The following is an 18,839-nucleotide window of genomic DNA, read 5'->3' on the forward strand; positions in this document are numbered from 1 at the left end:
GCCACACGAGGTGGCGCGCCGTCTACCGGAAAACCTTAGCGAAGCGGCTCAGCGCTGCTTCGAGGGCGTCTTGGGCTGCACCAGGCGGCTGCCGGACCAATCACCGAGGCTGATCGACGAGGTCTGGGTCAGGCCGGCCGGCTGAGCCGATTCGGCGATCTCCGCCGGATCGACATGGCCGGGATGCCCGGTCTTGGGGGTCAGGACCCAGACGATGCCGTCATCGGCCAGCGGCGTGATGACATTGAGGAGCTCGTCGACCAGGTCGCCGTCACCATCCCGCCACCACAAGAGCACGGCGTCGACGACCTCATCGGTGTCTTCGTCGAGCAGTTCCGACCCGATGGCCTCTTCAACGGCGGCCCGCAGGTCGTCGTCGGTATCGTCGTCCCAGCCCAGTTCCTGAATCACCATTCCGTGTGAAATGCCAAGCTTCTGAGCGTAGTTCTGCGCGTCCGCCGCGGCGACCACGGTGGCGTCCTCCTCAACTCCAGACAATAGGTAGATGCAAGCGAACATGGTTATGGGCCGCAGCGCAAGCTGATCGACCGAATTCGCACCCTAAATGTCGTATGTGAGACTCCGGACGGCACGGCCTCACCGGGCCGGGCAGGCGCTCCGAACGGCGTTCAAAGCATCGTTGACCTTGCGACTTGCGTCGTTGAGCGGTCCCACGAGCGCCGTACTGGACATTTTGCTCACTTCCGCGGCGAGTCCGCGCGCGGCGGCCACGTAGTCCGTGAACTTCTGCGCCAGCTCGGCGGGCAGGTCCGCACCCGAGGCACTCACCTGAGCCTCGACGGTCCGCGCGGCGTCCTCCAGCGCGGTGGCGGCGGTGTCGCGCTTCGCGGTCTGGTCCCCCGCGTTGGCGTCGTGCGCGTCGACGAAATCGTTGTAGCGATCCACAGCCGTGCCGGTCGTGGTGCGGAACGGAGTGCAGTTGTCGGCCGTCGCCTTCGCCTCGGCCGCCGCCTTCTTCGACGAGCTCGCGGCCGCCGACGACGTCGCCGCCTCGGCCCGATACGCGGTCGCGTCGGCCTCGTTCACCGTCGGCGTACCCTCGATTTCATTGGCGCAACCGGCCAAAACCAGCCCCAGACCGACCGTGGCTGTGGCACAGGCCAATCCGAACCTCCGCGGGTTCAGCAACTTCATCGTCCTCCCCGTTCCTGCCTCGGCCGGTTCCCTGGAAACCGTACGCGATTCTCGACTGACATGATGACCTGGGACGCACCATGCACAAGGATGTGAGGTGCGCCCTGGACCAATCGTTACGGGTATGCCGCCCACCAGCGACAACCCGGGGTAATGACGCCTTATCAGATGTCTCATCCCTGTGTACGAGGAGCAATCGTCTTGACCGACCTGATGCACCCGATTTCTTCGTCGAGTCCCACAAACGGCCCGGCACGAAAAGCCCCGGCGGGGGGCCGGGTCCGAGTGATCCGCGAGGGGGTGGCGTCATACCTTCCGGACATCGATCCCGAAGAGACCAGCGAATGGCTCGACTCCTTCGACGAAATGCTGAAGCGAGAAGGCCCCGGCCGCGCCCGTTACCTCATGCTGCGCCTGCTCGAGCGCGCCGGCGAACGCCACGTCGCCATTCCGGCGCTCACCTCCACCGACTACGTCAACACCATCCCCACCGAGAACGAACCCTGGTTTCCGGGTGACGAAGAGGTAGAGCGCCGCTTCCGCGCCTACATCCGCTGGAACGCGGCGGTCATGGTGCACCGCGCACAGCGACCGGGAATCGGTGTGGGCGGCCACATTTCGACCTACGCCTCCTCCTCGGCGCTGTACGAGGTGGGCTTCAACCACTTCTTCCGCGGCAAGGACCACGCGGGCGGCGGCGACCAGATCTTCATCCAGGGCCACGCCTCCCCCGGCGTGTACGCGCGCGCCTTCCTCGAAGGCCGCCTGAGCGAGGATCAGCTCGACGGCTTCCGCCAGGAGTACTCCCACGGCGGTCCCGGCGCGGGCCTGTCGTCCTACCCGCACCCGCGCCTCATGCCGGACTTCTGGGAATTCCCCACGGTCTCCATGGGTTTGGGTCCGATGAACGCGATCTACCAGGCGCGCTTCAACCACTACCTGCACGATCGCGGCCTCAAGGACACCTCCGATCAGCACGTGTGGGCGTTCCTGGGCGACGGCGAGATGGACGAGCCCGAATCGCGCGGGCTCATTCAGGTCGCCGCCAACGAGGGCCTGGACAACCTCACCTTCGTCATCAACGCCAACCTGCAGCGCCTGGACGGCCCCGTCCGCGGCAACGGCAAGATCGTGCAGGAACTCGAGGCGTTCTTCCGCGGCGCCGGCTGGAACGTCATCAAGGTCGTCTGGGGCCGCGAATGGGACGCCCTGCTGCAGGCCGACCGCGACGGCGCGCTGGTTAACCTGATGAACACCACCCCCGACGGCGACTTCCAGACCTACAAGGCCAACGACGGCGCGTACGTGCGCGAGCACTTCTTCGGCCGCGACCCGCGCACCAAGGAACTGGTCAAGGGCCTCTCGGACGGCGACATCTGGAACCTCAAGCGCGGCGGCCACGACTACCGCAAGGTCTACGCGGCCTACGCGGCGGCCATGGCGCACAAGGGACAGCCGACCGTCATCATCGCCAAGACCATCAAGGGCTACGGCCTGGGCAAGCACTTCGAAGCCCGCAACGCCACGCACCAGATGAAGAAGATGACCCTGGACGACCTCAAGGCCTTCCGGGACGTGCAGCGCATCCCCATCACCGACGAGCAGCTCGAGAAGAACCCGTACCTGCCCCCGTACTACCACCCCGGCATGGACGCCCCGGAGATCCAGTACATGATGGGCCGGCGCGCGAACCTGGGCGGTTTCCTGCCCGAAAGGCGCACCGCGGCAAAGCCTCTGCAACTCCCCGGCGACGAGGCGTACCGCACCGTCCGCAAGGGCTCGGGCAAGCAGAGCGTGGCCACCACGATGGCCTTCGTTCGCCTGATGAAGGAACTGCTGCGCGACAAGGAGATCGGCAAGCGCATCGTGCCGATCATCCCCGACGAGGCCCGCACCTTCGGTATGGACTCGTGGTTCCCGTCATTGAAGATCTACAACCGCAACGGCCAGTTGTACACATCGGTCGACGCCGATTTGATGCTTGCCTACAAAGAATCCTCGGTCGGCCAGATCCTGCACGAGGGCATCAACGAGGCCGGATCGACCGCGTCGTTCACCGCGGTGGGCACCTCCTACGCCACCCACGGCGAGCCGATGATCCCGCTCTACATCTTCTATTCGATGTTCGGCTTCCAGCGCACCGGCGACGGTCTCTGGGCGGCAGCGGATCAGATGGCGCGCGGATTCGTCCTCGGGGCAACCGCCGGGCGAACCACGCTGACCGGTGAGGGCCTGCAGCACAACGACGGTCATTCGCTGCTGCTCGCCTCCACCAATCCGGCCTGCGTGCCCTACGATCCGGCGTTCGCCTTCGAGCTCGCCCACATCGTGCGGGACGGCCTGCGCCGGATGTACGGCGGCGGCGTCGGCATCACCGGTTACCAGGAAGCCCTGCCGGGCACCGATCCCGAGGCGCGCTCGGAGCATCACGAGTTCGGCGGCGAGGACATCTTCTACTACATCACCCTCTACAACGAGCCGCAGTCCCAGCCGGCCGAGCCCGAGCACCTGGATGTGGAGGGGCTGCTCAAGGGCATCTATCTCTACAAGCGCGGCGGCGAGGGCGCGTTGCGCGCGCAGATTCTGGTGGCGGGCGTGACCATGCCCGACGGCCTGCGCGCACAGCAGATGCTGGCCGACGAGTGGGGTGTGCAGGCCGATGTCTGGTCGGTGACCTCCTGGGGCGAACTCCGCAAGGAAGCCCTGGCCAAGGAGATCGCGCGACTGCGCCATCCGGACACCGATCCGGGTCAGCCCTATGTGACACAGGCGCTTTCGCAGGCCGAGGGTCCCTTCGTGGCCGCCTCGGACTGGATGCGCGCGGTGCCCGATCAGATCCGCCAGTGGGTTCCGGGCGAGTTCATCTCCCTCGGTACCGACGGTTTCGGGTTCTCCGACACGCGGCCCGCGGCACGCCGGGTCTTCAATGTGGACGCGGCGTCGATCGTGATGGCGGCCCTGTCCGGATTGGCCAAATCGGGCAAGATCGACCAGGCCAAGCTGGTCGAGGCCGCCGCGCGCTACCGCATCGACGATGTCAACGCCGCGCCGAAGGCGGCACCCGGTACCGAAGGCGGAGACGCATAACGCACGATAAACACCGTGGAACGTAAACCGCCGAGGCCGCGCCGGATCAACGAAGGCTCCTCCGAACACGAGGTCTACCTCCCGACCGGCGCGCTCTCCCCGAATCGGCAAACCCGGGATCCACTGCCGGACACCCTGCTCAAACGGGTGAAGCAGTTCTCGGGCCGGCTCTCCACCGAGGCCGTGTCGTCGATGCAGGATCGGTTGCCGTTCTTCGCCAATCTCGATGCCGCCCAACGGGCCGGGGTCCAGATGCTGGTGCAGACGGCGGTGGTGAACTTCCTGGAGTGGCTGCAGGATCCCGAGAGCGACATCAGGTTCAGCCTGGACGCCTTCCAGGTGATCCCGGACGATCTGGCGCGGCGCCTGACGCTGCGCCAGACCGTCGACATGGTGCGGGTGGCCATGGAGTTCTTCGAACAGTGGCTGCCCGCCCTCGCCCGCAACGACCGCCAGCTGGTGGCGCTCACCGAGGCCGTGCTGCGATACGGGCGTGAGCTCGGATTCGCGGCCGCCTCGGTGTACGCCAGCGCCGCCGAATCGCGTGGCGCGTGGGACACCCGGCTGGAGGCGCTGGTCGTGGACGCCGTCGTACGCGGCGATACCGGCCCCGAAATGCTCTCGCGCGCAGCGACTTTGAATTGGGACGCGACCGCCCCGGCCACCGTGCTGGTGGGCACCCCGCCCAGCGATCAGGTCAACAGCATGGGCGCGGTGCACGCCATCGCCGCCCGGCACAATCGCGCGGCCCTGGCCGTGGTGCAGGGCGCCCGGCTGGTGATGGTCGTCAGCGGCCATCTGGGCGATCCCCTCTATCCCTCGCCGTTCCTGGCGGACCTGCTCGCCGAGGTCTTCTCCGACGGCCCCGTGGTCATCGGCCCGACCACCCGCACGCTGTCCGCGGCCCACATCAGCTCGGTCGAAGCGATGGCGGGCATGGAGGCCGTGGTGGGCTGGCGGGGCGCGCCGCGCCCGGTGCACGCCTCCGAACTCCTGCCCGAACGGGCCCTGCTCGGGGATCGGGCGGCTGTGAACGCCCTCAACGAGAATCTTGTGTTACCGTTGGCCGCCGCCAGCGACCTGGCCAACACCTTGGACGCCTATCTGGACTGCGGCGGAGCCGTCGAAACTTGTGCGCGGCAACTGTTCGTTCATCCAAACACCGTCCGCTATCGGTTGAAGCGCATCGCCGACATCACGGGCCGGGATCCGATGAATCCGCGCGATGCCTACGTGTTACGAATCGCCTCCACGATAGGCAGGCTGACACGAACCCGTAACGAATCGCCCACTTCAGCCTCAGATGTAGCGCCCGTCACAGACCCGGCGGATGGGGTGTAACGCGATTCGGGAATCGGACGATCCGGCCGAGCCACGTGGCCGTTTGTGGACTCCCCACAAAACTGCTCGCAAACCTTCATTCGCGCCGACATCTCTGGAGACCCGCCTCACAGTGTTTTCTTAGAGGCGTGATCGCGTTGTTCGCGCCCGGACAGGGCTCTCAGACACCAGGCATGCTCACCCCATGGCTCGAACTGCCCGGTGCGGTTGATCGAATCGCACTGTGGTCGAAGGCCTCGGGACTGGACCTGCTTCGCTTGGGCACGACCGCAACCGCGGAGGAGATCACCGACACCGCGGTGACTCAGCCCCTGGTTGTGGCGGCTGCCCTGTTGGCTTTCGCGGAAATCCCCCAGGATTCGCTGCCCGGCGATACCATCGTCGCCGGACACTCGGTCGGCGAACTCGCCGCCGCTGCCGTCGCCGGAGTCATCTCCGCCGATGACGCGGTGGCACTGGCCGCCCTCCGCGGCGCGGAGATGGCCAAGGCTTGCGCACTCGAGCCGACCGGAATGTCCGCGGTGCTCGGTGGTGACGAAGCCGCCGTGCTCGCCCGGCTCGAAGAACTCGGCCTGATCCCGGCCAACCGCAACGCGGTCGGTCAGATCGTGGCCGCCGGTAGGCTGGACGCGCTCGCCGAGCTCGCGGACAGTGCGCCGGAGAAGGCGCGGGTCCGGGCTCTGCCGGTCGCCGGCGCCTTCCACACCGCATTCATGGCTCCTGCCCAGGACGCCGTGGCCGCGGCCATTGCCAAGATCGTTCCCGGCGAGCCGGTGCGAACGCTGCTGTCGAACTTCGACGGCAAGCCGGTCGCCTCGGGCCAGGACGCGATCGACAAGCTCGCTGCCCAGGTCACCCGCCCCGTGCGGTGGGACCTGTGCACCGAAACCGTCCGTGCGGCGGGCGTTTCCGCGGTGGCAGAGCTGCCGCCGGCGGGAACCCTGGTCGGTATCGCCAAGCGGGAGCTCAAGGGCACCCCGAATCTGGCGCTCAAGACCCCCGCGGACATCCCCGCGCTGGTCGAGCTCACAGCTACCGACTAGCTTGACTCGCGGTCCGCATCGTCAACGGCGACGACGCGAATACGACCGCAGCAACAAAAAAACAATCCGACCAACTATCAGGAATATGAAGGGAGCCACCACAGTGGCCGCTTTGACCCAGGAACAGATCGTCGAAGAGCTTGGCAAGATCATCGAAGAGGTGACCGGTATCGAGCCCTCCGAGGTCACGATCGAGAAGTCCTTCGTCGACGACCTGGACATCGACTCCCTTTCGATGGTCGAGATCGCCGTTCAGACCGAGGACAAGTACGGCGTGAAGATCCCCGACGAGGATCTCGCCAGCCTGAAGACCGTCGGCGACGCCGTGTCGTACATCCAGAAGCTCGAGGCCGAGAACGCCGATGCGGCCAGCGAGCTCAAGGCCAAGTTCGGAAGCGAGTAGGACCGAACTGTGACCACTCCTTCCACCTTGAACGGGAACTTCCCCAACATCGTCGTAACCAGCATGGCGGCGACCACGTCGATCGCCGGTGACGTCGATGCGACGTGGAAGGGCCTCCTCAACGGCGAGAGCGGCATCGACGTTCTCGAGGATGACTTCATCACCGAGTACGACCTCCCGGTCCGTATCGGTGGTCACTTGAAGGTTCGGCCGGACACCCTGCTGAGCCGGGTCGAATGCCGGCGGCTCGCCTATGTCGAGCAGCTGGCGATGATCCTCGGTCGTGAGGTGTGGAAGAACGCCGGCACGCCGGAGATCGACCCGCTGCGACTGGGTGTCGCCATCGGAACCGGTCTCGGCGGCGGCGACGCCCTCATCGACTCGGTCGACAAGCTGAAGAACGGCGGCTATCGCAAGATCTCGCCGCTGGCTGTTCAGATGGTCATGCCGAACGGTCCGTCGGCTGTCGTCGGTCTCGAACTCAAGGCCCGGGCAGGAGTGATCACTCCCGTCTCCGCGTGCTCGTCGGGTTCGGAGGCCATCGCCAACGCGTGGCGGATGATCGCCATGGGTGACGCCGACATGGTCGTCACCGGTGGCGTCGAAGGTTTCATCGACGCGGTGCCGATCGCGGCATTCTCGATGATGCGTGCGATGAGCACCCGCAACGACGATCCGAAGGGCGCCTCGCGTCCCTTCGACAAGGATCGCGACGGCTTCGTCTTCGGCGAAGCGGGCGCGCTCATGGTCCTCGAGACCGAGGAGCACGCCAAGGCACGTGGCGCCACCATCCACGCCCGATTGATGGGCGCGGGTATCACTTCGGACGGCTACCACCTGGTGGCGCCGGATCCGGAGGGCACCGGCGCGGGTCGCGCGATGACCCGGGCCATCCAGACGGCGGGTCTGTCCCCCAAGGACATCACCCACGTCAACGCTCACGCGACGGCCACCCCCATCGGTGACCTCGCGGAGAAGAACGCGATTCACAAGGCAGGCGTTTCGCACGCCTCGGTCTACGCGCCCAAGTCCGCCCTGGGCCACTCGATCGGCGCCGTCGGCGCCCTCGAGTCGGTGCTCACGGTGCTCAGCGTTCGGGACGGCATCGTCCCCCCGACGCTGAACCTCGAGAACCAGGATCCGGAGATCGACCTGGATGTCGTGCACGGCGAAGCTCGTCGTCAGGACATCGAGTACGCGATCAACAACTCTTTCGGTTTCGGTGGGCACAATGTCGCGCTCGCCTTCGGCCGGTACTGACGCATCTCCGAGTCGGTAACACGACTCGGATCAGCGCCGGTTCGTAAGACAAGTGGTCCCGGCGGGGACTTCTGATGGGGAACCCGCACCCACTGGGCTCCCCACGAGAAACTTCCCGCCGGGACTTCGACATTTCGCAGCCGCTCTCAGCGACCGCACTTCCTTACCAAGAGGAGAGTTTGCGATGACCATAATGGCCCCCGCTCATGCTGATACCGCGACCGATCCCCGCGACCCGCTGGGCCGGTTGCAGCGATTCTTCGATCCCGGCACCGTTCTTCCGCTGCATCCCCGTGACAAGTCGGGTGTGCTCGCCGCGATCGGCGAAGTCGATGGCGTGCGCACCATCGCCTACTGCTCCGACGCCACCGTCATGGGTGGCGCGATGGGCGTGGAGGGCTGCAAGCACATCGTCGACGCGATCGATACCGCGATCGACTCCAAGACTCCTGTTGTCGGCATCTGGCATTCGGGCGGCGCCCGGCTCGCCGAGGGTGTCGAGGCCCTGCACGCCGTCGGATTGGTCTTCGAGGCCATGGTCCGCGCGTCCGGTCTCGTCCCGCAGATCTCCGTGGTGCTCGGCTTCGCCGCCGGCGGCGCCGCGTACGGTCCGGCACTCACCGACATCGTGATCATGGCCCCCGAAGGCCGTATCTTCGTCACCGGTCCCGACGTGGTTCGCTCGGTCACCGGCGAGAACGTGGATATGGCGACCCTGGGCGGGCCGGTCACCCACGGCAAGAAGTCCGGCGTCTGCCACATCGTGGCCGACGACGAGGCCGATGCCATGCATCGAGGCCGTCGCCTGGTCTCGATGTTCGCCGAACAGGGCGAATTCGATCTCACCGCCGCCGCGCACGGCGACGTCGACCTCAAGGCCATGCTGCCCGAGTCGGCCAAGCGCGCCTACGACGTCAAGCCGATCGTGCACGAACTGCTCGACAACGTGGACGGCGAAAGCACTTTCGAGGAGATGCAGGGCGGTTACGCCCGCAGCATCGTCACCGGCCTCGGCCGCCTCGGCGGGCGGACCGTCGGCGTGCTGGCCAACAACCCGATTCGAATGGGCGGCTGCCTGAACTCCGAGAGCGCCGAGAAGGCCGCGCGTTTCGTGCGCCTGTGCAACTCGTTCGGCATTCCGCTGGTGGTCCTGACCGACGTCCCGGGGTATCTGCCCGGTGTCGGCATGGAGTGGGAGGGCGTGGTGCGCCGCGGCGCGAAGCTGCTGCACGCGTTCGCCGAGGCCCGCGTCCCGCGCGTCACCCTGGTGACCCGGAAGATCTACGGCGGCGCCTACATCGCGATGAACGCCCGCTCGCTGGGCGCGACCGCGGTGTATGCCTGGCCGGGCTCCGAGGTCGCGGTCATGGGCGCCAAGGCCGCGGTCGGCATTCTGCACAAGAAGGCCATCGCCGCCGCGCCCGAGGCCGAGCGCGAGGCGCTGATCGAGCGTCTCACCGTCGAGCACGAGCAGATCGCGGGCGGTGTGGAACGGGCCGTGGCCATCGGCGTGGTCGACGAGATCATCGATCCGGCCAAGACCCGGTCGGTCATCGCCGCGGCCCTGGCCGCCGCGCCGTCGCGGCCGAGCCACCTGAAGAACATTCCGCTGTAAGCACTTACGGCACGGCGGTGGGCGGTCTCCTCGGAGGCCGCCCACTGTCGTTCGCGCGGGTTACGACACGCGGTCACGGCCGCTCGATCCCGATGCCCGCGTGGAGCCGGGACGAAGCGGCCATCGCTGTCGTTCGCGTCCTCGGGGTCGCCGCCCGTCCGCCGAGCCTGCCGGTGCGGCGGCTGCCTCGAGCCGATCCCCTGCCCCGCACGCGCCGGGGGCGTAGGGTTTTCTCGCTGGCACAGGGAATTTCGGCGGAGGCGGCGCTATGCGGCTGGATCCGGGGGCGGTCTTCGCCGGGTACACGATCGAACGCGAACTGGGCGTGGGCGGCATGGGCCGGGTGTATCTCGCCGGGCATCCGCGCCTCGAACGTCGTATCGCGCTCAAGATCCTCAACGACGACGCGGCCCGGGACGCGGGCGTGCGCGCGCGGTTCGATCGCGAGGCCGCGCTGGTGGCGCGGCTGGAGCATCCGCACATCGTGCCCATCTACGACCGCAGCGGCCCGGACGACGAGAACCCGTGGATCTGCATGAAGTTCGTCAACGGCGGGGACGCCGCCGATCTCATGGCCGCCGCGCGCGGGCACGTGCCGGCCGAGGTCGCGGTGCACCTGCTCACCGACGCGGCCCGCGCCCTGGACTACGCGCACCGGCACGGCATCCTGCACCGCGATGTGAAACCGGCGAACATCCTCATCGATCGCAGCGATGACGACGCCGATCGCGCGGTGCTCTCGGATTTCGGGATAGCCCGCGCGTTCGACGACTCCCTCACCGTCACCCACCTGGTGGCGACCCTGGCCTACACGGCCCCCGAACGCTTCAACGGCGATCCGGCCGACCACCGCGCCGACATCTACTCCCTCGGCTGCACCTTCTACGAGATCCTCACCGGCCGAAAGCCCTTCCCCCACCGCGATCCGGCCCCCGTGATCGCCGCCCACATGCACACTCCACCCCCGCGCCCCACCGACCTGCGCCCCGACCTCCCCCCGGCCCTGAACAACGTGATAGCCACGGCCCTCGCGAAAGACCCCCGCAACCGCTACCCCACCTGTACCGACCTTGCGACCGCAGCCCGCGCGGTCCTGAACCAGGCCACCCACCCGACCCGGATCCGCCGCCCCACCACCGCCGGATCCCCCGCATCCACCGAACAATCCGGCCCACGACCCGCGCCGGACCCCACCCCGCTCCCAACCGCCGAACACGACGAGACCCTCCCCTACCCACCCGACCGCAGCGACTCCGCCGCCCGCACACCGATGCCCGGGCATCCCGGCGCGCCAGGCGGAAATGCCCCGGCCACAGCCGAGTCGGCCGTGCCGGTGCCAACTACTCCCAATCGGGAGAGGTTTGTCCGAATCTGCAATTGGGTGGCGGGGATCGCGGTTCTGCTCGGCGGGGTACTGGCGCTGTGGAGCGGGGGTGAGACCTTCGCGATTTATAGCTATCAAGGCATAAGTTACGGGCACCCCTACGACATCGGGCTCGTGCTGAACCACGGCGACTTCTACGTCCGCGCGCTCGGATTCGGGGCCGTGGTGACGGGGGCGCTCGCCTGCGATCAGAAGGTCCTCTTCGGCCGGCGGATCGGGCGGGAGGTGTGTTCGGCGCTGCTGACCGGATTCGGGCTGGCCGCATTGTGGGGCGTGATCGCCTTCGCCGCGTTGCCCGGGTGGATGGCGAGCAGCGGCTCGGACCTCGAGGTCGCGACCGGATACAAGCTGCTGGTCGGCGGGCAGGCGTTGATCGTCGCGGGCGGCGTCGCCGGGGTGGTCGCGCTGTTGGCCGGATGGCGGCGAGAGATCGAGTTCCGGTCGCCGCGCGACGGATTCGGGATCGCCGGCGCGATCCTGGGCGGGGTGGGCTCGGCGGCGCTGCTGCTGGCGCATTCGCCGATCGACGAGCGGGCGGCGTTGAGCCCGGGCTATTCCTGGCAGTTCACCACCGCCGCGTTGTTCGCCGCCGTCGTGCCGATCGCAGCCGCATTCCTGATGCCGCGCAGGATCTTCGGCGCGATCGTGCTGGGCTGGGCGGTGGGCGGCGCCCTGCTCACGGTCTTCCTGGTCACCCAGAGCCTGGTTGTCGATACCAACACCGCCGCGGTGTCGATTGACAACTACATGGTCGCGCCTGCGATCTTCGGAGTGACCCTGGTGGCGCTCGCGGTCGTCAATCTCGTCGCGGTGCGCCGCGCCGGGCGGTGATCCGCCGCCACACGTTCAGGATTGGAGCCGAATGCGGTCCGCCGACTCGTTCTGGCTCGAGCACTCCTGGAAGGGATTCGGATCCCCCTGGCGCTCACCGCAGATCCAGCGCACGTTCTCGATGGTGACGGGGATGTCGCCGGACTCCTGGGTCTTGCGGGCATCGGTGTACGACGTGGTGACGGCCAGCGCCGTGCCGCAGAACTCCGTGCCTTTCTGGGTGTAGGCGACGACCGCCAGGCCCAGCGGGCCGGTGCCGCAGTCCACCACCGGGAGTTTCGGGTCGAGGGGGGCGGCGGGCCGGGAGTCCTGGGCAGGCTGTGCGGCGGAGGTGGCGGGTGCGGACTCGGACTTCGAGTCGTCGCTACAGCCCGCGGCCGCGAGCAGCGCGGCGGCGCCGAGTACCACCATGGCCGATGAACCGATGACCGTGCGCATGTGAGCTCCTGTCTCGATCTGCCGAATACCCGCCAGCGGATTCTCGACGCGCGCCGGGCGATTCCGGTGCACGACACGCACGTTCGACGGTATCGGTGCGGAGCTCCCGGGGCCGGGCGACCGGCGAATCAGCCCACGTCGCGACGCAGCCAGGTGACCTCGGCGCCCTCTTCGGCCCAGCGGAACGGTTCGAGGGCGTCGTCCCAGGCCGTGCCGAGGGCGCGATCGATCTCGGCGGCTATGTCGTTCGCCGAGCCCCGGCCATTGTCGCGAGCCTGCTCGACAATGGCGCGCAGGCGCATTTCCCCGACCATGACATCGCCATTCGCACTGGTCGCTCCGCTCCAGAGGCCGAGGCCGGGAACAAAACTGAACCGTTCGCCATCCACGCCTTCGCTGGCGTCCTCGGTGACTTCGAAGGACAGTACGGTCCAGTCTCGCAATGCGCTGGCTAACCGTCCGCCGGTACCGACCGGGCCGTACCAATCGGTGGTCGCGCGCAAATTTCCCGGCGCCGCGGGCTGTGCTGTCCAGCGCAGTTTCGCGGGCGCCTTGAGGGTCGAGGTCAGTGCCCATTCGATGTGCGGGCACAGCGCGGCCGGCGACGAGTGGATGTAGACGACACCAGACGTCGCGTCGGCGAACTGATTCGATCCGCGCACCACTAACACCTCCGGCTCCGACGGGGACGTCTTCCCCAACGACCCATCGAGCCAGCGATGCCCGAGCTTACTGGAGTGTCCGGTGTTGCGTGTGTTACTTATCGGCCGTGTCGGCGTTCTACGCAAACTCCGCGATCACGGCGTCGCTGAGGGTCGGCCACGCCGCGCGCGCCCAGTCACCGAAATTTTCGTCCGCCAGCGCGAGACACGCTATGCCGACTTCCGGGTCGACCCACAGAAACGTGCCGGTTTGCCCGAAGTGCCCGAAGGTCTCCGGCGAGTTGGACCCGCCGGTCCAATGCGGCAGCTTGTCGTCGCGAATTTCGAACCCTAGCCCCCAATCGTTGGGACGCTGCGACCCGTAGCCGGGCAGTATTCCATTGCGGTCCGGGAACTGCACTGTGCTGGCCTCGGTGAGCAATTCTCGACTGAGAACAACCGGGTCCAGCAATTCACCGGCGAATCGCAGGAGATCGGTGACCGACGAGCGCGCGGCATGCCCCGCCGGGCCGTCGAGCACGGACGATGTCATTCCCAGCGGCTCGAAAACCGCCTCGTGCACATAGCGGCCGAATGCGATTCCGGTTTGCTCGGCGACGAAATCGGCGAGCACCTCGAATCCGGCGCTCGAATAGATGCGCCGGGCCCCGGGCTCGGCCAGCACCTCGTCGGTGTCGAACGCCAGCCCCGAGGTGTGGGCGAGCAGATGCCGCACGGTGGATCCGGGCGGACCGGCGGGCTGGTCGAGTTCGACCGCGCCCTCCTCCACCGCGACCAGAACCGCGTACGCGACAAGGGGTTTGGTCACCGACGCGAGCCGGAAGACGCGGTCGGTCTCCCCCTCGGCGTCGACCCCGCCCTTACCGCGCACCGCGACGCCCGCCGCGGCGTGCCGAACCGGCCAATTTCGAATCTGCTCCAGCGCTCGCACACCGTCGAGCCTACGAGTCATCGCCGCCGCCCGACGGCTGGGTCCTGTTCAGCAGCGATCGGCGGCGGCCGTAGCCGAAGTAGACGAGCAGCCCGACCGAGGACCAGAGCAGGAACGCCAGCCAGGTCACGCCCGGCAGATGCGCGAGCAGCCACACGCACATCACCACGCCGAGCGCGGGCACCAGCGGCACCAGCGTCCGGAAGGTGCGCGGCAGTTCGGGTTTGGTGCGGCGCAGCACCAGCACGCCGATGTTCACCAGCCCGAACGAGACGAGGGTGCCGATGTTGGTGGCGTTCACGAGCTCGCCGAGCGGCACGAGCGCGGACAGCACCGCGACCACCCCGCCGACGATGAGCGTGTTGACGGTCGGCACCCGTTTGACGCCGACGCGGGAGAACACCCGCGGCATGAGCCCGTCGCGGGACATGGCGACCAGGATGCGGGTCTGCCCGTAGAGCACGGTGAGCACCACCGACGCGATGGCGATCACCGCGCCGGCGGCGAGAATGGTTGCGGGCCAGCCCTTCCCCGTCACGGTCTCCAGGACGGTGGCGAGCGACGCGCCCGATCCGCTCACCTCGTCGACCCCGACCGCGGCGACGGCGGTCAGCGCGACCAGCACGTACATGAGGGTCACGATGCCGAGCGAGATGATGATCGCCCGCGGCAGGTCACGTTGCGGATTCTTGGCTTCCTCACCGGCGGTGGAGGCTGCATCGAAGCCGATGAAGGAGAAGAACACCATGGAGGCGGCCGCGCCGATGCCGGCGACCCCGGCCGGGGCGAAGGGGTGCAGGTTGCCGGAGTCGAAGGCGGTCACCGCGACGACCACGAAGAACACGAGCACCGCGACCTTGATCAGCGTGGTGACGGTCGTGACCCGCGCGCTCTCTCGAATCCCGTCCAGCAGCACCAGCATCGCGATCAGCACGACCACGGCCGCGGGCAGGTTGATGATCCCGCCTTCGCTCGGCGCGGAGGACAGCGCGTCCGGAATGCGCCATCCGATGGTCGATCCCAGGAATTCGTTCAGGTACGCGCCCCACCCGACGGCCACCGCCGCCACCGACACCCCGTATTCGAGCAGCAGGCACCAGCCGCACACCCACGCGATGATCTCCCCGAGCGTGGCGTAGGTGTACGAGTACGCGGACCCCGAAACCGGCACCGCCCCCGCCAGTTCCGCGTAGGACAGCGCCGAGAACAGCGCGGCCAGCGCCGCGATCGCGAACGAGATGACCACCGCCGGCCCCGCCAGCGGCGCGGCCTCCCCCAGCACCACGAAGATCCCGGTCCCCAGCGTCGCGCCCACCGACAGCGAGATCAGCGGCACCAGCCCCATACTCCGCCGCAAGGCGGTGTGCTCGCCGTCGGAGGCGAGCTGTTCGACGGGCTTGGTTCGCAGCAACGAACCGGCGATCCGGGCTAGTTCAGGCACGAACCAACGCTACCGGCTGATCCACCCACGCTCCGCCCCCACACCCCGTGTCCGACCCCCGAAACCCGTTGCCCAGCAATTATCGAGCGCGCAGAATCCGGCGAGAGGTGCACATGCGGCTGGTGAACGTGCAGTCGCGGGAGCAGGCCGAGGCGGCGATCAAGGTGACGGCGGGGTGCCGCGGTGCCCGGGCGGGCGTGGGCATGGTCGATGTGCGACGTGGCGGAGCCGTCGCCGGCGGTTTACTCGGAGGCGGCGGTCGCCTGATCCCGGTGCCCGGCGAGGAGATTGCGGCGGTGGGTCAGGTCGGCTATCCGGGTGTCGAGGCGGGTGAGGCCGTCGTGCAGGACTTTTCGCGAGTGGTCGCAGTGCTCGAACCCGGTGTCGGTCACGCAGGGCAGCAGGGCGCGGATGTCGCGGGTGGGCAGGCCCGCGTCGAGTAGTTCGCGGATGCGGGCTACGCGAGCGGGGGCGTCGGGCGCGTAGGTGCGGTAGCCGTTGGGGTCGCGGTGGGCGGTGAGCAGCGCCTGTTCCTCGTAGTAGCGCAGCAGCCGGGCGGGGACGCCGGTCCGGCGCGCGAGTTCGCCGATCAGCACTGTGACCTCCCGCGTTCGGGGTTGACCTTCACATCCATGTCAATGCCTAACGTCCGTGCCATGACGAACATTTCGCTCTCCACCGTCGTATCCGGATCCGGCCCCGCGATCGTGCTCGCCCACGGGGCGGGCGGCGGCGTCGACGCCAACTTCGGCTCGCTGATCCCCCTGCTGCGCGAGCGTCACACCGTGATCGGCTCGGACTATCCGGCCGACGACACACCCCTGGATCTCGACGCCCTGGCCGACGCGCTCGTCGACACCGCCGTCGACTCGGGCGCGGACGACTTCACCCTCATCGGCTACTCCCTGGGGTCGGCGGTCGCGATCCGCGCGGCGACCCGGCATCCCGGCCGGGTCCGGGCGTTGATCCTCGCCGCGGGCTTCGCCAGAGCCGACCACCGGGCCCGCGCGACGGCCGAACTCTGGCAGCGCACGATCGCCGCGGGCGACGCCGGCTCCTTCGCACGCGTGATCCTGCTGGCGGGCTTCAGCGCCGAGTTCACCAATGCACTTGCCCCGCAACAGATCACCGACATAATCGACCAGGCCACGACCGACATCCCCGGCGGGGTGGTGGCCCAGGCGGCCCTGGTCGCCGCCGCCGACGTCACCGCCGATCTCCCCGCCCTGTCCGTTCCGACCCTGGTCATCGCCGCCACCGAGGACCTACTCGTCGACCCCGCCAACTCCCGCGATCTGGCCGCCCGGATCCCCGGCGCGGAGTACACGGAGATCCCCGCCGGCCACGTCCTGATGCTCGAGCACCCCGACGCCTGGCACGCCACCATCCTCGATTTCCTGACCCGCCACGAACTCGACCTGCCGGCCACTGCCACCCGCTGAACAGCCGTCGAGGCCGGCGGCCGATCACTCTCGGAACCGAGGCGCCGGATCCGACCGACGAACCTCGCATCGCGGGCACCGCTACGATCGGTTTCACCATGAGTGAGCAGGTCACCGTCCACGGCGAGGTGGACAGCGGGTTCGGGCCGGTTGCCGATGCGTTCCGGCGCAATTTCGAGCAGCACGGTGAGATCGGTGCGGCCGTGGCCGTCTACGCCGGGGATCGGCCGGTGGTCGACCTCTGGGCGGGGTATCGGGATCGCAAGCGCACCAAGGCGTGGGCGCGCGACACCATGACCCCGGTCTGGTCCTCCACCAAGGGCGTGACGGCGTTCGTGATCGCCTCGGCGGTCTCGCGCGGCCTGCTGGACTACGAAGCGCCGGTGGCGAAGTACTGGCCGGAGTTCGCCGCGCACGGCAAGGAGTCGATCACCGTCCGGCAGCTGCTGGATCATCAGGCCGGGCTGGCCGCGCTCGACAAGCCGGTGCGCCTGAGCGACATGGCCGACCTGGACGCGCTCGCGGTGACTCTCGCCGAGCAGAAACCCCTGTGGCGGCCCGGAACCCGGCACGGCTACCACCCGATCACCGCCGGTCTGTACCAGGGCGAGTTGCTGCGCCGGGTGGATCCGGCCGGGCGCACCCTGGGCCGCGTGCTCGCCGAGGACTTCGCGAAGCCGCTGGGCCTGGAGTTCTACATCGGGATGCCGGAAGAGATCTCGCTCGACCGGGTGGCCGCGCTGTCCGCGACCGAGGGTCTGGACATCCTGCGCTTCGAGCGAGATCTGCCGGTGCGCATCGGCATTCAGCTCTACGCCAAGCGCGGCCTGTCCTTCCGCGCCCTGAACAGCCCGCAGGTCGGGGCGCCCGCGCGAGCCTCGCGCCGCGAGTACCTGTCCGTGGAGAGCCCGGGCGCCGGCGGCGTGGGCACCGCCCGCGCGCTGGCCCGCGTCTACGGCGCGGCCGCGGGCGACACCGGCGAGCTCCCCATCGACCGTGAGCTGCTGAACCGCCTGGCCGCCGCCGACACCGCCGACGACGTGCCCGCCGAGGACCTCGTGCTGCTCACCCCGAGCCGCTACCACCTGGGCTTCCGGAAGTCGCGCGGCAGCTTCCGGTTCGGCACCGACAAGCGCGCCTACGGCACCACCGGCTACGGCGGCTCCTTCGGATTCGCCGACCCCGCAACGGGTCTCGGCTTCGGCTACACCATGAATCGCCTGGGTATGGCGGTCCTGGACGATGTTCGCGGCCGCAACCTCCGCACGGCGCTGCTGCGCTGCACCTGACGGCGGCACACCGGCCCCGAGCCCCCTGTGCCCCGCCGAGTTCCGGCGGGGCACAGTCGTTTCCACGCCCGCACACGCGGGCACACTGCCCGGCATCAGGCCGGCGCACCAGCCGAGCCGAGCTGGTCCGCAGCCGCCCGCCGGAAGCGAACCTGCGACGCCCTGGCCACCGTGCCGTGCGCGCATCGCCGAACTAGCCGGCCGCTCCGTTACTTGGCCGCGCACCAGCGCACCCGCGCACCAGCGCACCGTCGGCGCGAGGTACGAGGCGGCGATGCGCGCCGCGAGGCCGCACGCAGGACCGCCAGCCGTTCGACGGCCGGGCGGTAGTCGGGTTCGGTGGCGGCGGCCAGATACCGCCGCACGGTCACCAATTCGCCGGGCGCCGAACTCCGGCCCGGTTCGGCCGGATCGAGGCGGCGCACCCGCCATGGAGGGTAACGACCACCACAGTCCTTGACTGAATTTTCAGTCAGGATTATGTTCGTGGTTGCCAAGGGTTTTCTGGCTATATTCG

17 protein-coding genes are annotated in these 18,839 nt (G+C 68.4%); 9 read left to right on the forward strand and 8 right to left on the reverse strand.

What is annotated here, in order from left to right; translation table 11 throughout:
- Positions 1-48: 48 nt before the first annotated feature.
- Both ABZ319_RS29420 and ABZ319_RS29425 read right to left on the reverse strand, forming a co-directional pair.
- Positions 49-471 (reverse strand): DUF3052 domain-containing protein, encoded by a 423-nt coding sequence (locus ABZ319_RS29420; protein ID WP_354989756.1) that lies wholly within the window; start codon positions 469-471, stop codon positions 49-51.
- A gap of 126 nt (positions 472-597) precedes the next feature.
- A complete protein-coding gene (locus ABZ319_RS29425) occupies positions 598-1,155 on the reverse strand; it encodes a hypothetical protein (protein WP_354989757.1) in 558 nt (185 codons plus the stop codon).
- Positions 1,156-1,368: 213 nt separating this feature from the next.
- Here ABZ319_RS29425 and aceE point away from each other — a divergent pair, with 213 nt between their 5' ends.
- From aceE to ABZ319_RS29460, 7 genes are all read left to right on the forward strand, one after another.
- A complete protein-coding gene (gene aceE, locus ABZ319_RS29430; RefSeq protein ID WP_354989781.1) occupies positions 1,369-4,242 on the forward strand; it encodes a pyruvate dehydrogenase (acetyl-transferring), homodimeric type in 2,874 nt (957 codons plus the stop codon).
- Positions 4,243-4,287: 45 nt separating this feature from the next.
- The gene (locus ABZ319_RS29435; RefSeq protein ID WP_354989782.1) at positions 4,288-5,583 is read left to right on the forward strand and encodes a helix-turn-helix domain-containing protein; all 1,296 of its coding nucleotides are present in this window, start codon (positions 4,288-4,290) and stop codon (positions 5,581-5,583) included.
- Positions 5,584-5,711: 128 nt separating this feature from the next.
- Complete coding sequence (locus tag ABZ319_RS29440; RefSeq protein WP_354989758.1) at positions 5,712-6,626, forward strand: ACP S-malonyltransferase; 915 nt, start codon at positions 5,712-5,714, stop codon at positions 6,624-6,626.
- A gap of 85 nt (positions 6,627-6,711) precedes the next feature.
- Positions 6,712-7,029 carry a meromycolate extension acyl carrier protein AcpM gene (acpM, locus tag ABZ319_RS29445; RefSeq protein WP_354989759.1) on the forward strand — a complete coding sequence of 106 codons (318 nt, stop codon included), beginning with the start codon at positions 6,712-6,714 and terminating at the stop codon, positions 7,027-7,029.
- A gap of 9 nt (positions 7,030-7,038) precedes the next feature.
- Positions 7,039-8,289: a KasA/KasB family beta-ketoacyl-ACP synthase gene (locus ABZ319_RS29450; protein WP_354989760.1), complete on the forward strand. Its 1,251-nt coding sequence runs from the start codon at positions 7,039-7,041 to the stop codon at positions 8,287-8,289.
- Between the two features lie 184 nt (positions 8,290-8,473).
- Complete coding sequence (locus ABZ319_RS29455; RefSeq protein ID WP_354989761.1) at positions 8,474-9,904, forward strand: carboxyl transferase domain-containing protein; 1,431 nt, start codon at positions 8,474-8,476, stop codon at positions 9,902-9,904.
- Positions 9,905-10,172: 268 nt separating this feature from the next.
- Positions 10,173-12,119, forward strand: coding sequence for a protein kinase (locus tag ABZ319_RS29460; RefSeq protein ID WP_354989762.1), 1,947 nt, complete (start codon positions 10,173-10,175; stop codon positions 12,117-12,119).
- 15 nt (positions 12,120-12,134) lie between these two features.
- Here the strand turns inward: ABZ319_RS29460 and ABZ319_RS29465 are convergent, their stop codons facing one another.
- The 5 genes from ABZ319_RS29465 to ABZ319_RS29485 form a co-directional block, all read right to left on the reverse strand.
- Complete coding sequence (locus ABZ319_RS29465) at positions 12,135-12,557, reverse strand: hypothetical protein (RefSeq protein ID WP_354989763.1); 423 nt, start codon at positions 12,555-12,557, stop codon at positions 12,135-12,137.
- 128 nt (positions 12,558-12,685) lie between these two features.
- Positions 12,686-13,219, reverse strand: a complete 534-nt coding sequence (locus ABZ319_RS29470; protein WP_354989783.1) for a DUF3145 domain-containing protein — start codon at positions 13,217-13,219, stop codon at positions 12,686-12,688.
- A 118-nt stretch (positions 13,220-13,337) separates the two neighbouring features.
- Positions 13,338-14,150, reverse strand: coding sequence for a serine hydrolase domain-containing protein (locus tag ABZ319_RS29475; RefSeq protein WP_354989764.1), 813 nt, complete (start codon positions 14,148-14,150; stop codon positions 13,338-13,340).
- Between the two features lie 10 nt (positions 14,151-14,160).
- Entirely contained in the window at positions 14,161-15,561 is a 1,401-nt protein-coding gene (locus ABZ319_RS29480; protein WP_354989784.1) for an amino acid permease, read from the reverse strand.
- Between the two features lie 272 nt (positions 15,562-15,833).
- Entirely contained in the window at positions 15,834-16,187 is a 354-nt protein-coding gene (locus tag ABZ319_RS29485; protein ID WP_354989765.1) for a MerR family transcriptional regulator, read from the reverse strand.
- A 60-nt stretch (positions 16,188-16,247) separates the two neighbouring features.
- Between ABZ319_RS29485 and ABZ319_RS29490 the strand changes: the two genes are divergently transcribed.
- Positions 16,248-17,033 (forward strand): alpha/beta hydrolase, encoded by a 786-nt coding sequence (locus ABZ319_RS29490; RefSeq protein WP_354989766.1) that lies wholly within the window; start codon positions 16,248-16,250, stop codon positions 17,031-17,033.
- Between the two features lie 98 nt (positions 17,034-17,131).
- Positions 17,132-18,322, forward strand: coding sequence for a serine hydrolase domain-containing protein (locus ABZ319_RS29495; protein ID WP_354989767.1), 1,191 nt, complete (start codon positions 17,132-17,134; stop codon positions 18,320-18,322).
- Positions 18,323-18,531: 209 nt separating this feature from the next.
- On the opposite strand, the gene ABZ319_RS29500 is transcribed toward ABZ319_RS29495, so the two are convergent.
- Positions 18,532-18,747 (reverse strand): hypothetical protein, encoded by a 216-nt coding sequence (locus ABZ319_RS29500; protein WP_354989768.1) that lies wholly within the window; start codon positions 18,745-18,747, stop codon positions 18,532-18,534.
- Positions 18,748-18,839 lie beyond the last annotated feature (92 nt).

The organism is Nocardia sp. NPDC005978 (assembly GCF_040614455.1).
Taxonomy (GTDB): Bacteria; Actinomycetota; Actinomycetes; order Mycobacteriales; family Mycobacteriaceae; genus Nocardia.